General features: G+C 64.3%; 8 protein-coding genes. 1 reads left to right on the top strand and 7 read right to left on the bottom strand.

Features of this window, described 5'->3' with window-relative positions; genetic code table 11:
- The 6 genes from ACUXAC_RS13485 to fes form a co-directional block, all read right to left on the bottom strand.
- Complete coding sequence (locus ACUXAC_RS13485) at positions 1 to 1,629, bottom strand: (2,3-dihydroxybenzoyl)adenylate synthase (RefSeq protein WP_454266719.1); 1,629 nt, start codon at positions 1,627 to 1,629, stop codon at positions 1 to 3.
- A 7-nt stretch (positions 1,630 to 1,636) separates the two neighbouring features.
- Positions 1,637 to 2,842 carry an isochorismate synthase gene (locus ACUXAC_RS13480; RefSeq protein WP_197834556.1) on the bottom strand — a complete coding sequence of 402 codons (1,206 nt, stop codon included), beginning with the start codon at positions 2,840 to 2,842 and terminating at the stop codon, positions 1,637 to 1,639.
- A gap of 212 nt (positions 2,843 to 3,054) precedes the next feature.
- Positions 3,055 to 4,311, bottom strand: coding sequence for an enterobactin transporter EntS (entS, locus tag ACUXAC_RS13475; RefSeq protein ID WP_033649954.1), 1,257 nt, complete (start codon positions 4,309 to 4,311; stop codon positions 3,055 to 3,057).
- A gap of 176 nt (positions 4,312 to 4,487) precedes the next feature.
- Positions 4,488 to 8,432, bottom strand: a complete 3,945-nt coding sequence (locus ACUXAC_RS13470; RefSeq protein ID WP_454266718.1) for an amino acid adenylation domain-containing protein — start codon at positions 8,430 to 8,432, stop codon at positions 4,488 to 4,490.
- 32 nt (positions 8,433 to 8,464) lie between these two features.
- Complete coding sequence (locus ACUXAC_RS13465; RefSeq protein WP_084826972.1) at positions 8,465 to 8,674, bottom strand: MbtH family protein; 210 nt, start codon at positions 8,672 to 8,674, stop codon at positions 8,465 to 8,467.
- On the bottom strand, positions 8,646 to 10,025 hold the full coding sequence (gene fes / locus ACUXAC_RS13460) for an enterochelin esterase (protein ID WP_225529171.1): 1,380 nt from the start codon (positions 10,023 to 10,025) through the stop codon (positions 8,646 to 8,648). Before fes ends, ACUXAC_RS13465 begins: the two co-directional genes overlap by 29 nt.
- A gap of 284 nt (positions 10,026 to 10,309) precedes the next feature.
- On the opposite strand from fes, the gene ACUXAC_RS13455 reads away from it, so the two are divergent.
- Positions 10,310 to 12,592, top strand: coding sequence for a TonB-dependent siderophore receptor (locus tag ACUXAC_RS13455; RefSeq protein WP_060425198.1), 2,283 nt, complete (start codon positions 10,310 to 10,312; stop codon positions 12,590 to 12,592).
- A 56-nt stretch (positions 12,593 to 12,648) separates the two neighbouring features.
- On the opposite strand, the gene ACUXAC_RS13450 is transcribed toward ACUXAC_RS13455, so the two are convergent.
- Entirely contained in the window at positions 12,649 to 13,881 is a 1,233-nt protein-coding gene (locus tag ACUXAC_RS13450) for a YncE family protein (RefSeq protein ID WP_038879328.1), read from the bottom strand.
- Positions 13,882 to 13,909 lie beyond the last annotated feature (28 nt).

The raw sequence follows: 13,909 nt of genomic DNA, 5'->3' as shown, positions 1-13,909 counted from the left end.
TTAATCTCCCTGAGCCTGAGTCTGTAGTTGCGCGTCGAGCTGCTGGCGCAGCCGTTTTTTGTCCACTTTGCCGACCGGGGTCAGCGGCAGGCTGTCCACCTGAATAAAGCGATCCGGCAGTTTGAAGTCCGCCACGCCCTGCTCGCGCAGGTGGCGACGCAGCACCACCGGCTTCAGCGGCGCGTTGGCGATGATATAAGCGCAGCTCTTCTCCCCCATCAGCGCGTCCGGCATCGACACCAGCGCGGCGTTGATCACGTCCGGATGACGCAGCAGCAGGTTCTCGATCTCCTCGGCGGCGATCTTCTCCCCGCCGCGGTTGATCTGGTCTTTCTGCCGCCCCTGCACGGTGATGTAGCCGTCTTCGCTGATGCTGATCAGATCGCCGGAGCAGTAGAAACCGTCGGCATCGAAGGCGTCGGCGTTGTGCGCCGGGCTCTGGTAGTAACCGCGGAAGGTATAAGGCCCGCGCGTCATCAACCGCCCGACCTCGCCCACCGGCAACGGATTGCCGTCGTCATCCGCCACCCACACTTCGTCGTCCGGCGACATCGGCCGCCCTTGCGTCGTCAGGATGTGGCGTTCGTCGTCGTCCAGCCGGGTGTAGTTCACCAGCCCTTCAGCCATGCCGAACACCTGCTGCAGTTGGCAGCCGATTTCGTTCTGAATACGCGCCGCCAGCGTTTCGCCCAGCTTGGCGCCGCCCACCTGCAGCAGTTTCAGGCTGGCGAGCTGGGCATTGCCGCCCCACTCTTCGATCGCCTGCAGCCACAGCGTGACCGCCGGCGGCACCAGCGCCGTCACGTTGATTTGGTGCTGTTCGATCAGGCGGAAGCACTGCCCGGCGTCCGGATCGGCGGCGAACACCACCAGCCCCGCGCCATAAAACACGCCCAACACGCCCGGCGAGCTCATCGGGTAGTTGTGCGCCACCGGCAGCGCGCACAGATAGCGGGTCTGCGCGTCGAAACGGCAGATCTCCACGCTGCGGCGAATGCTGTAGTAGTAGTCATTGTGGGTACGCGGGATCAGCTTCGGCGTACCGGTGCTGCCGCCGGAAAGCTGGAAGAACGCCACCTGATCGGCCGCAGAAGGCTGCGCGACGAAACCGTCGCTGGCTTCGTCCAGCCAGGCGGCCAGCGCCAGCTCACCCTCGGGCTGGCTGCGCAGCGCCACGACACGCAGCGAAGGATGCGCATCGCGGAAGGCGTTCAGGAATTGGTCGTCGGCAAACAGCGCGTGCTGGCGGTCGGCGATCAGCAGCGCCGGCTTGATCTGCTCGGCATAGGCATTCAGTTCGCTGCGCTGATGGCTGAACAGCGCGTTGACCGGCGCCACGCCAATCTTCAGCAGCGCGAAGAACACGATATAGAACTCCGCCACGTTGCCCAGTTGGACCAACGCGGTATCGCCGGATTTCACGCCGCGGCGCAGCAGAGCGGCCGCCAGGCGATCGGAGCGCTGCTGCAGCTCGCGGTAGGTCAGGCTGCCCTGGGCATCGATAATCGCCGGGGCGTCGTTGTTGGCCTGGCGGTCGAGGATCTCGGTCAGCGGCTTGTCAGTCCAGTAGCCGCGCTCGCGATAGCGGCTGGCGAACTCCGCCGGCCAGGGGGTAAAGGCAATGCTCATCTTGTCGTTATCCTTGATTCATACCAAAGGCACGCAGAATGGTACTGAGTTTGGTGCCTGTTTCATGCCATTCAGATTCGGGTGAAGAGTCTTCCACGATGCCGGCGCCGGCGAACAGCCGTACCCGGTTGCCGTCAACGGTGCCGCAGCGGATAGTCACAACCCACTCGCCGTTGCCTTCGTCGTCGCACCAGCCGACGATGCCGCCGAACAGGCCGCGATCGAACGGCTCCAGCTTGCCGATCAGGGCGTGCGCCTCGGCCGTCGGCATGCCGCACAGCGCCGGCGTCGGGTGCAGCAGGCAGGCCAGCGACAGGGCATTTTCGTCTGGAGACGCCGCCTCGCCGTCGATCGGCGTGGAGAGATGCCACAGCGTCGTGGTGGTCAGCAGTTCAGGGGTTTGCGGCACGTTCAGGTAGCGGCAGCGGCCGGCCAGCACGTCACGCATGCTTTCGGTGACGATGCGATGCTCGTGGCGATCTTTCGCCGAGGCCATCAGCCGCTCCCCCACTTCGCGATCGCGCTGCGGGTCGGCCTCGCGCCGGGCGGAACCGGCCAGCGGGTTAGAATAGAAACGGCCGTTGTCCTGGCGCAGCAGCAGCTCTGGGCTGGCGCCCAACAGCGCACCCTGCTCCAGCGGCACATGGAAATGGAAACCATGCGGGTTCTGGGCAATCACGCGCGCCATCAGCGCATGGCGATCCACCGGCTGGCGCGTTTCGATCTCCAGCAGGCGCGACAAGACCACTTTATCCAGCTCACCGGCCTTCATCGCGTCGACGGCGTCGCTGACCATCTTCATAAACGGCTGCTGCGGCGGCAGCTCCGTCACGCCGGCCAGTTCAGGGCCGTTCGCCGGCGGCCGAACGCCGGCCATAAAGGCGGCGCGATCGAACCAGCGGCTCTGCTGCGGAATAAACAGCGCCGAAGGCTGCCGGGTATCGAACGGGATGGCGCCGCACAGCAGCGGTTTTTTGATACCGGCCTGACGGGCCTCGGCAAACGCCTGCCGCACGCTGCGCTGGAACTCGCCGTTCAGGTCGGCGCCGTCTGCGGCCGGCAGGCGAATGCGGCTGAAACAACCGGTAGTGGTCAAGCTGCGGAAAGGAGAGGTAAAGAAGAAGCCCGACGCCGGAGAAAAATCAGCGGCGAACCGGTGTTCTTCGCACTCCTGCATTTCCTTTCGATTGATGTCGTTCACGGCAGTATCCATCGCTTCGCCCTCAAGGATTTGAAGTGATAACCAATATAATAATGATTATCATTTGAGTTAATTCCGCGCTAAATTACTCGCCGATATTTGCTATGTCAATAAACGTAAGCACTTCTTTCATTTCGAAATCATGACATAAACGCTGTGGGTTTTACGCATGCCGATGATAAGCATTGCTATTTGATCCCACAGCGTTGTCTTAACGCGTTCGACTACTTTTCTGTGGCGGGCTGCGGCTCCGGTTTGTGCAACGTCACCTGGCGCAAACCGGTCATGGCGAACAGCAACAGGATGCCGAGCAGCGCGGCGCCGAAGCCGAAACCGCTGGCGCTCATCGCCGGCAGCATGAAGGCGCCCATCGCCCCCAACAGCAACGCGCCCAGCGCATCGCCCACCACGTTTTGCGCCGTCCACAGGCCGTTGATGCGGCCGAGGAAGTTGTCCGGCGTCAGGCTCTGGATCAGGCCGTATTGCAGCAGCGAGTTCAGCGCGCTCAGGTAGCCGAACGCCACCAGGCACAGCAACGCCAGGCTGTACCACGGCATCAGGCCGAACAGGCCAATGGCGGCGAACGCCGCGATCGCCGTCAGCAGCATCACCCAGCCGGGGCGCGCCACGTGCGCCACGCGCCCGCTGGTGAACGCGCCGATGGCCGCGCCGAGCGGCACGGCGGCGTACATATAACCGAGGTGGGCAGCGTCGATGTGCCAGCTTTCCGCCATCGCCGGGTACAGCACGCGCACCGCGCTGGCCATGGTCAGCAGCGCGCCGATCAGCGCCACCATGCCGATCACCTTGTTCTGGAACAGGAAGGCGAAGCCGCCCGCCAGCGCGCGCAGCGGATGTTCACGCGGCTGCGGTGGCGGCATTAGCTGCGGCAGGCTCAGCAGCGGCAGCAGCGTCAGCAGGGTGCCGAACGCCGCCAGGCCGTAGTTCCAGGCAATGCCCATATGGGCGATCACCAGGCCGCCAATCGCCGGGGAAAGAATCGAGCCGAAGCGCACCGTCAGCATGCTGATGGCGCCCGCCTGCACGATGTTTTCGCGGCCCACCAGCGCCGGCGTGGCCGCCAGCAGCGCCGTCACCCCCACCGCACCGAAGAAACCGTCCCACACCGCCAACAGATAAATGGCCGCCAGCGAAGGCGATGGCAACAGGGCATTGAGACACAGGCCGACGAAGCCGATGCCGCAGGTGGAGCGCGCGAACAGGATCAGCCGGCGCCGCTCATAGCGATCGGCCAATACGCCCCCCATCAGCAGCCCGGCGAACATGCCGCCGCCGGCCAGCGTCACCGCCAGCCCGACCTGCAGGGTGGAACCGGTCAGCGCCTGGATTTGCACCGGGATGGCGATCGCCATCAACCCCAGCGCCACAATGGAGATAAAGCGCGCGCAGAACACCGCGCGGAAAGCCCGGTTGGTTTTCAACAGGCTGAAATCAAGCAGGATGGAGGGTTTGCTACTCATCGGTTGTTCACCACATCTTTAAACGGGGATTCTGCAGTTGCGGAGCGCTATGCTAGCACAGATGACGAAATCAATAATGATAATAAAAATCATTGATATTCAATTGTGAGCAACCGCAAGAAACGCCGCCACACGCGGGGTAATCCCCGAGCCTGGCGGCGAGATGACGAGCGCGATTACAGCGTGCGCAAGATCCGGTTCAGCAGCGGCCCCAGCACTTTGAACGACGCCGGCGAAACGATATCGACATGCGCGCAGTCCAGCTCGTGCGCCTGCAGCGCATCGACGTACTGCGACCAGGTCTGCTGCACGTCCATGCCTTCCTGCAACGTACGTTTGGCGACGAACAGCGTCGCCTGGCCGCGGAAGCGGGCGGTGCGCGTGTGCGACAGCAACCGCACCGAATCGGCGTAGTTGGCTTCGATGTTGTCGAACATCGCGGTGCGCGTCTCGCCCAGCGCCGGATCGAGCGTATCCTGCGACACCGCCAGGAACTGCTCGCGCTCGCGCTGCACTTCCTTCAACACGTTGTCGTCCAGCATCACGTCCCAGTTTTGGGTCTCCGGCGGATAGGTATCCAGCAGGCCGAGGAATGCCACCTGCTCACCGCGCGCCTGCAGCCGGGCGGCGATGCCCTGCGCCAGCGTGCCGCCCAGCGAGTAGCCGATGAAGTGGTACGGCCCGTGCGGCTGTACCTGCAACACCGTCTGCAGGTGGGCATCCACCACCTGATCCATATCTTCGCTCAGCGCCAGCGGGCCGTCCGGCCGCGGCGACTGGATACCGACCAGCGACCAGTGCTGATCGAGATAGCGCGACAATACGCTAAACTGCCACGAGAAACCGGACGCCGGGTGCAGACAGAACAGCGTCGGCCCCTCGGTGACGCGCAGCGGCAATACGCTGTCGAATCCGCTGCGATCGGCCTCTTCCTGCGTGCGATCTTCCGCCAGCAAGGCCGCTAACTGCTCAACGCGCGACGCCACCATCACCTGGCCGACGGACACCGCCTTGCCCAGATCGCGGCGCAGCTCCGCCGCCAGACGCATCGCCAGCAGCGAATGGCCGCCGAGCGCGAAGAAATCGTCGTCGGCGAACACTTGCTCGCGCTGCAGCAAGCGGGCGAACACCGCCGCGATCTCGCTTTCCAGCCCGGCCTGCGGCGGCCGTCCTGCCTTGCGTTCACCGCCCTGCGGCTGCGGCAAGGCCTTGCGATCCAGCTTGCCGTTGGCGCTCAGCGGCAAATCGCTCATTTCCACCAGCGCCACCGGCACCATGTGCGGCGGCAGACGGTCGGCCAGCGCCGCGCGCAGGGTTTCCGCATCCAAGTTCGCACCAGGCTGCATCACCAGATAGCCCACCAGCTGGCGCGCATCGCCGCCGGCGTCCACCGGCGTGCCCTGCAGCACCAGCGCGTGCGTCACCGCCTGGCGCACGCCCGGCAGCGACAGCAAGGCATGGTCGATTTCGCTCAGCTCGATACGCTGCCCGCGGATCTTCAGCTGATCGTCGCTGCGGCCCAAATATTCCACCGCGCCGTCCGGCAGCCAGCGCGCCACGTCGCCGGTGCGGTACATGCGCCCGCCCTCGCCGAACGGATCGGCGACAAAGCGGCTGGCGGTCAGATCCGGCCGGCCAAGGTAACCGTGCGCCAGCTGCACGCCGGTCAGATACAGATCGCCCGCCACGCCCGGCGGCACCGGCCGCAGGCGCGCGTCAAGAATGCGCAGCCCGGTATTCCACACCGGCAGGCCGATCGGCACGTTGGCGCCGGTCACCTTCGCCAGCGCCTCGCCGTAGGCCGGATGCCAGGTCACGTCCACCGCCGCTTCGGTCGGGCCGTAGAGGTTGTGCAACGGCACCGCCGTGCGGCTTTGCCACAGGCGGCACAGCTCCGCCGGCAGCGCTTCGCCGCTGCAGAACACCTGGCGCAGCGCGGCGCAGCTCGCCACCGCCGCGTCGTCGTCCAGGGCGGCCACGAAAGCCGCCAGCATCGACGGCACGAAGTGCAGCGTGGTAATGCGGTGTTGCGCGATCAGCTGTTGCAGTTGCTGCGGATCGCGATGCGCCTCCGGCGGGGCCATCACCAGCCGGGCGCCCACCATCAGCGGCCAGAAGAATTCCCACACCGAGACGTCGAAACTGCACGGCGTTTTCTGCAGCACCGCGTCGTCCGCCCCCAGCGGATACTGGTGTTGCATCCACAGCAGGCGGTTGACGATCGCCTGATGGCCGACCAGCACGCCTTTCGGGCGCCCGGTGGAGCCGGAGGTAAAGATGATATAGGCCGCATGGTCCGGCGTCGGGCCCGCGATCGCCACCCCGGCGGCGTGATCGGCCGTCAGCGGCGCGTCATACAGCAAGATTTCGCCCTTGTCGGCGAAACGCGCCTGCTGCGCCGGGTTGGTGATGACCAGCCGCGGCGCGGCGTCTTCCAGCATCATCGCCAGCCGCTCGTCCGGATAACCGGTGTCCAGCGGCAGATAGGCGGCGCCCGCTTCCACGATCGCCATCAACGCCAGCGACAGGAACACCGAACGCGGCAGCGCCACCGCCACGATGTCGCCCGGCCGCACGCCCTGCGCCACCAGCTCGCGCGCCAGCGCCGTGACCTGCTCGCGCGTTTCGCGGTAGGTAAAGCTGAAATGCGCATCCGCCAGCGCCGGCGCGTCTGGCGTGGTTTGCGCCTGCTGCGCCAGCAGCTGGCTCAGCGTGGTCGCCGGCACCGGGTGCACCGTGTCGTTGACCCGCGCCAGCAGCGCGTGATCGTCGGCGGTCAGCATATCGGCTTCGCCGATCGGCAACGTTGCCTGCGCGGCGAACTGCGCCAGCAGCAGCGGCAGCCGCTGCAGGTGCGCCTGCAGTTCCTGGCGGCTGTATCGCTCGGCGTTGGCCAGCAGTTCCACCTTCAGATGATGGTGCTCGTCGATAAACAGCGCAATCTCCAGATCGCGCACCGGCCCGGAGGCCAGATCGTGGGTGATGCCTTCAATACCGGCGAAGTCCAGCTGGTAATCGAACATTTTGAAGTTGAAAACCGTGCCGTACAGCGGTTCGCCGTCGCCGATGCGCCCCAGATCGCGCTGCACCTGTTCGGCGTCGTAGCGCTGATGGCGGCGCACCGTTTTCAGCTCGCGGCTGATGCGGGCGGCGGCCTCATACAGCGTGGCCTGCGGCTCGAGGTGCATCTCCATCGGCAGCACGTTGATCACCGGGCCGGCGGCGCACAGGGCGGCCGATCCGGTACGGCGCATGAAGATAAAACCGGCGCTGAAGCTCGGTTGGCCACTCAGGCGCGATACCCACAGCGCCACCAGCGCCACCGCCATATCGGCGGCGTTCAGCTTCTGCTGCGCGCCGCACTGCACCAGTTCGGCAAAGGCCTGCGGATCGCAGCGCTGTTCCAGCCGGTGGATGCGCGGCGTGGGGGTTTGCCCGGCCAGCGGCTGCGGGCAAAGGGTCGCCGGCGGCGGCAGCTGCCGCGCTTTTTCGAGCCAGAAATCGGCGTCGCGCTGCCAGGCCGGCGCCTCCCGGTAAGCCTGGTATTCCGCCACCACGTCGCTGAACGCCGTGAAAGGCGTCGGTTCCAGCGCGTCGCCGCGGCAAAGATGGGTGTAAATCGCCGCCACGCGGCGAGCGATGGCGGTGAAGCTGAAACCGTCCACCAGCAGATGGTGATAGCGCTGATACCAGAACCAGCGGTCATCCGCGAGGCGCATCACCACATGGCGATACAGCGGCGCGCCGCTGCCGGCGCGCAGATCGCTCGCCAGATCGATATCCATCAGCGCGCGCGCGGCGGCTTCGGGGTCCGGCGACGTCGTCAGATCGACGAGTTCCGGCTCGTGCACCGCCAGCGCGTCGTCCAGCCATTGCACCGGCACGCCGTCGCGTTCCGCAAAACGCAGGCGCAGCATATCCACCTCGCCCAGGCCCTGGGTAATGGCCTGCAGCAGAGGCTCTACGGCAATGGGGCCGTTGAGTTCGATGGCGTGGGCCACCGCGTAGGCATTGCGATGCGGGGAAATTTGATCGGCGACCCAGATGCCGGGTTGCGCCGCGACCAGCGGCCATTCGCCCGCAAGCGCCGGGCCGCTGAGAGAGTTAGGGGTGTGTGACACTGCTTATTGCTCCCGTGATTACCTGGCGCCGGTCACGCCTCGCGTGCTGCGACCGGCAGAATGTCTTGCCAATGCTGTTCCAGCCATTCGGCGCACGCAGTGCGCGCCGCCGGGCCGAAGACGATCGTCCACTCGGACGGAATGGCGCGGAAATCCGGCCACAAACTGTATTGTTGTTGTACGTTGCGCAGCACCAGGCTGCGCTGCTGTTGATCATCGAACGGATTCAGGCTTTCCGTCATGTGTTCCTCGTGCCGTTGCCGTCGCCGATGCCGGATAAGCGGTGGCGAAAGCGGAAGCCCAGACCGCCTGCAGCCCGTCGGTCAGGCCGCTGCGCCAGCACAGCGCGTCGTGCCCGCCTTCCACCACCCGGTAGTGCACCCGATGGCCGGCGTCGCTCAGACGCGCCGCCATTTCGCCGCTGACCCGGTGCACCAGCTTTTCCTGCGAACCGGCTTCCATAAATACCTTCAGCGCGCCGTGGTTGCCCAGGCCATGCCGTTCCACCTGCTGCATCAACCAGCAGGCGTCGTCGGGAATGCTCGGCAACTGCAGCATGTCGCGCCGCGGCCACCAGTAGGAACCGGACTGAGTGATCACCGCGCCGAAGCGCTGCGGCCAGCGCAGCCCGGCATACAGGGAAGCCAGGCCGCCAAAGCTTTGCCCCGCCACCACCGTATCGGTCGGTTTGTCGCTGTGCGGTGCCCAGTCGGCCAGCTGCGGCATCAGTTCTTCCTGCACCGCCAGCCAGAAGTCGTCCTTGCAGGTCAGTTCGCGCGACCGGTGCGGCAAATCGATAATGTCGATCAGCACATACACCGCTTCCGGCAATGCACCTTCACGGGTCAGCTGCATCAGCGGCTCCCAAACCGGCATCTGCTTCGCCCAGAACTGGCCGTCGAGCAGAATAGCCAACGGACGCTCGGCCGGCTTGCTGTCACCGGTGGTGTAGATCCAGACGTCGCGGCTGTTGCCCAGGCGCTCGCTTTGCCAGGTATGGCGCTGCAAACGCGCCGGCAGCGGTGGCGTACAGCGCCCGCTGGCGATCTCGTACTCGTCGAACGAGCGCCATACCGGCTGCGGCGGCGCATCCGGCATGTGCAGGCCGGAGACGCTGTGGCCGCTGGCGCTTTGCCAGGAGCGATACGGGTTGAGCAGATCGGGGGTGGCGCTGGCGAACACCTGGTGCCACCAGTGGCGCAGGTTGTGCATGTTGGCGTGCGCATCGTCGCCGCTGAACGCCGGCGGCCGCTCGTCAAAGCAGGGGATAAAGCAGTAGCTGCCGCGCCAGGCGCCGCTCAGCTCGGTCTGCCAGTACCACACGTCGGTGCCGGCCAAACGCTGCAGGCTTTGCGGCGGATTCGGCTGATGATGGTCGGTCAGGCAGTTGATGTTGATCCACACGCGACGGTAGGCGGAGGTCAATTCGCATCCCTGAGGATCGCGCCAGAAAAAGGTGGTTCGCCAACGGCCGTTACCCGCCGGTTCTACCCATGGCGTACCGCGTCGTGCCACCGTCAACCACCACCCTGGACTGCCCGCATTGCTGCTGGCCAATAATCTGCTGCTTTCTGACTGTAGTTCTGTATTCACAACGCCTACCCATTTTGTAGTTGGCGGCACCGGGAACGTCGACTTTTCCCTATCGCCGGCCACCGCCCGAACGCACTGTACGCCAAATACTATTGATAATAATTTGCATTTGCAATAGTGTGTAAGGCTTGGAGATCGTGCTGGTATTGCGCGCAACGGACAGGGATCGGGGATACATCAATGGCATCCCTTGCCGCAGCCGATTTTCTATTTCCGACTACACAAAAACTACAACCGCCCTTCCCCCCGTTCGGCGAGGGATGGCAGCAAGGTAGGACACTCAGATGAAAAGCAAGCTATCACGTTATTCTTTAGCCACTCTTATCGGCTTGGGATTGGGCGCGTCCGCGTTCGCCAACGCCGCGCAGCAGACCGACACCACCACCACGGAAGAAAACAGCGGCACCACGGATAAAAAGCCGCGCGGCGAAGACACCATCGTCGTGACCGCCGCCCGGCAGAACCTGCAGGCGCCGGGGGTGTCCACCATCACCGCCGAAGAGATCAAAAAACGCCCGCCGGCGCGCGACATCAGCGAACTGATCCGCACCATGCCCGGGGTTAACCTGACCGGCAACTCCACCAGCGGCCAGCGCGGCAACAATCGCCAGATCGATATCCGCGGCATGGGCCCGGAAAACACCCTGATTCTGATCGACGGCAAACCGGCCTCCAGCCGCAACTCGGTGCGTCAGGGCTGGCGCGGCGAGCGCGACTCGCGCGGCGATACCGCCTGGGTGCCGCCGGAAATGATCGAACGCATCGAAGTGCTGCGCGGCCCGGCCGCCGCGCGCTACGGCAACGGCGCCGCGGGCGGCGTGGTCAACATCATCACCAAGAAGGCCGGCGATGCGCTGCACGGCTCGCTGAACGGCTACTTCAACGTGCCGCAGCACAAGCAGGAGGGCGCCACCAAGCGCACCGACTTCAGCCTGTCCGGCCCGCTGAGCGATTCCCTGAGCTTCCGCCTGTTCGGCGGCTACAGCAAAACGCAGGCCGACGCCTGGGACATTAACGAATCGCATAAATCCGAACGCGTAGGCGCCTACGCCAACAGCCTGCCCGCCGGGCGCGAAGGGGTGGTCGATAAAAACATCGACGCCTTGCTGCATTGGGACTTCGCCCATCTGCAGTCATTGGAGTTCGAGTATGCCTACGGCCGTCAGGGCAACCTGTATTCCGGCGATACCCAGAACACCAATACCAATGCCCTGGTGCAGAGCAACTACGGCAAAGAGACTAACCGCATCTACCGTGAAACCTTCGGCCTGACCCACCGCGGCGCCTGGGACAACGGCGTGAGCACCAACAACTACGTGCAGTTCGAGCGCACCCGCAATACCCGCCTGAACGAAGGCCTGGCCGGCGGAACCGAAGGCATCTTCGACACCAAAAATACCGGTTTCGGCACCACCAAGCTGGACGACTTCCTGGCGCACAGCGAAGTCAGCGTGCCGTTTGAGCTGGGCGTTTCACAGACCGCCACCCTGGGTACCGAGTGGACCCAACAGCGGATGAAAGACGGCACCTCCACCAGCCAAACGCTGATGGGCGGCACTATTCCCGGCATGGGCAACGGCACGCGCAGCCCTTACGCTTCCGCGCATATCTTCTCGCTGTTCGCCGAAGACAACATTGAGCTGACCGACACCACCATGCTGACGCCGGGTCTGCGTTACGATCTGCATTCAGAATCCGGCAACAACTGGAGCCCGGCGCTGAACCTGTCGCAGGAACTGGGCGACTACTTCACGCTGAAAATGGGCATCGCCCGTTCTTACAAGGCACCGACCCTGTACCAGACCAACGGCAACTACCTGCTGTACAGCAAAGGCCAAGGGTGTGCGGGCAGCGATGTCAGAAACGGCTGCTACCTGCTGGGTAACGACGATCTGAAGGCGGAAACCAGCGTCAACAAAGAGATCGGGCTGGAGTTCCATAACGAAGGCTGGCTGGCCGGCGTAACCTACTTCCGCAACGATTACCACAACAAGATTGAAGCGGGTAACTCGCGCATCGCCACCAGCAGCACCGGTACGGCGGTCTATCAGTGGGAGAACGTACCGAAAGCGGTGGTGCAGGGGTTGGAAGGCTCGCTGAACGTGCCGGTCAGCGAGACCGTCACCTGGAGCAACAACGCCACCTACATGATCGAGAACAAGAACAAGACCACCGGCGATTACCTGTCGGTGATCCCGAAGTTCACCGTCAACTCGACCCTCAGCTGGCAGGCTACGCAGGATCTGTCGATGCAGTCCACCCTGACCTGGTACGGCCGTCAGAAGCCGAAGAAGTACAACTACCAGGGTAAACCGGCCACCGGCGGCGAAACCCGCGAGGTCAGCCCTTATGCCGTCGTCGGCGCCAGCGCGACCTATGACCTGACCAAAAACGTCAGCGTCACCGCCGGCATCGACAACCTGTTCGACAAACGCCAGTTCCGCGCCGGTAACGCGCAGAACGTGGGCGACCCGATTACCGGCGCGATCAACATCGCCGGCGCGGGCGCGGCCACCTACAACGAACCGGGCCGTACCTACTACATGAGCATCAACACCCACTTCTGATGACATGACCCAACGACAAAGGGCGCCGAGGCGCCCTTTTTTATATTTGTATTCAGTTAGTTGGTATGCAGCTGAATGCGCACCACGCTTTCCGGCTTGCCGGCCTTGGTGGAAGCGCCGTCGTTTTTCACCGTCACGAACAGCGCGTCGCCTTTCGGATCCAACGCCAGGCTGTTAGGGTGCGGCGGCAGGTCTACGGTTTGCAGGCGCTTGAGCGTCTTGGCGTCGAACACCGTCAGCGTCCCGGCGCCATGATCCACGCGCACGCCTTTGCGGTTGGCGACATACAGCCGCTGACTGCGCTCGTCGAGCAGCAGGCCGATCGGCACCTCATCCGTCAGCTCGCTGGCCAACACCTTGCCGCTGTCCGCATCCAGCGCAAACACCCGGTGGCCGCTGCTGCGCTTCACGTAGTCGTGCCCCAGATGATGGTTGCGGTAGTCGTCGCGATCGATGCCCTGATCGACGCCCAGCAGGCGATTGCTCGCCGGGTCATACACCAGATTCAGCAGCTGATCGGCCTGCACTTCGTGCGTGGCGGTGATCGCCAGCGTGTCGGCGTTCAGGGTGATCACCTGCCCCTGCATGTTGGAGACGAACACCCGGCGGCCCTTCTCATCCAGCGTGATGCCCACCGCGTTGTAGCCAAAGCCCGGGATCACTTTCTCCAGCTTGCCGGCCTTGGTATCGACCACGTACAGCACGCTGTCGACGCCGAAGCCCAGCCCCGGCAGGAACAAACGGCCGCTTTGCGCGTCATATTTGATCTCGCGGAGGCGGTACAGATAGTCCTCGGTGATTTTAAACTTCTTCAGCTCCGCCAACAGGAAATCCAGACGCTTGCCGCTGATGCCCGCCTGCTTGTAAGCCTGCTCCAGCACCGCTTTGTCCAGCAGCTTGATGCTGCCTAGCGCGTGGTTGGTGGTGGTGTCCACCACCCCAACTTCGCCGTTGAAAGCCTGCGTCAGGTACAGGCGATTGCCCGCATCGTTCAGCGCCACGCCGAAGCCTTTCACCTGCAGCGGGATCTCCGCCTTGATCGCCAGGGTGTTGGGATCCAGCCGCAGCACGCGGGAGCGCGCCTCTTCCTTCCAGTCCGGCGCGCTGACGAACAGCGCCTGTTGCGAGGTGCTGTAGGCCATCTCCACCACCGTCGATGACAGCGCCTCGCGCTTGATGTCCTGCGGTTTGATGCCGACATCGTCCGCCTGCGCGGCGCCGGCGACCACCAGAGAGGCCGCCACCAGCAGCGACAGTAACGCGCGCGGGGTTGCTAGGGTTCCAGACATCCTTTTATCTCCTTGAAAATCATGCTTT

It is taken from the genome of Serratia sp. 121840015-1 (assembly GCF_053627655.1).
The sequence above is the reverse complement of the archived record's forward strand: the minus strand, read 5'-3'. Positions and strand labels throughout refer to the sequence as shown.

Coding starts and splice junctions, on each gene's coding strand:
- entS (WP_033649954.1), bottom strand. CDS start 4,311: ATGAGTAGCAAACCCTCCATCCTGCTTGATTTCAGCCTGTTGAAAACC.
- ACUXAC_RS13450 (WP_038879328.1), bottom strand. CDS start 13,881: ATGTCTGGAACCCTAGCAACCCCGCGCGCGTTACTGTCGCTGCTGGTG.
- ACUXAC_RS13455 (WP_060425198.1), top strand. CDS start 10,310: ATGAAAAGCAAGCTATCACGTTATTCTTTAGCCACTCTTATCGGCTTG.
- ACUXAC_RS13465 (WP_084826972.1), bottom strand. CDS start 8,674: ATGACGGAAAGCCTGAATCCGTTCGATGATCAACAGCAGCGCAGCCTG.
- ACUXAC_RS13485 (WP_454266719.1), bottom strand. CDS start 1,629: ATGAGCATTGCCTTTACCCCCTGGCCGGCGGAGTTCGCCAGCCGCTAT.
- ACUXAC_RS13480 (WP_197834556.1), bottom strand. CDS start 2,842: ATGGATACTGCCGTGAACGACATCAATCGAAAGGAAATGCAGGAGTGC.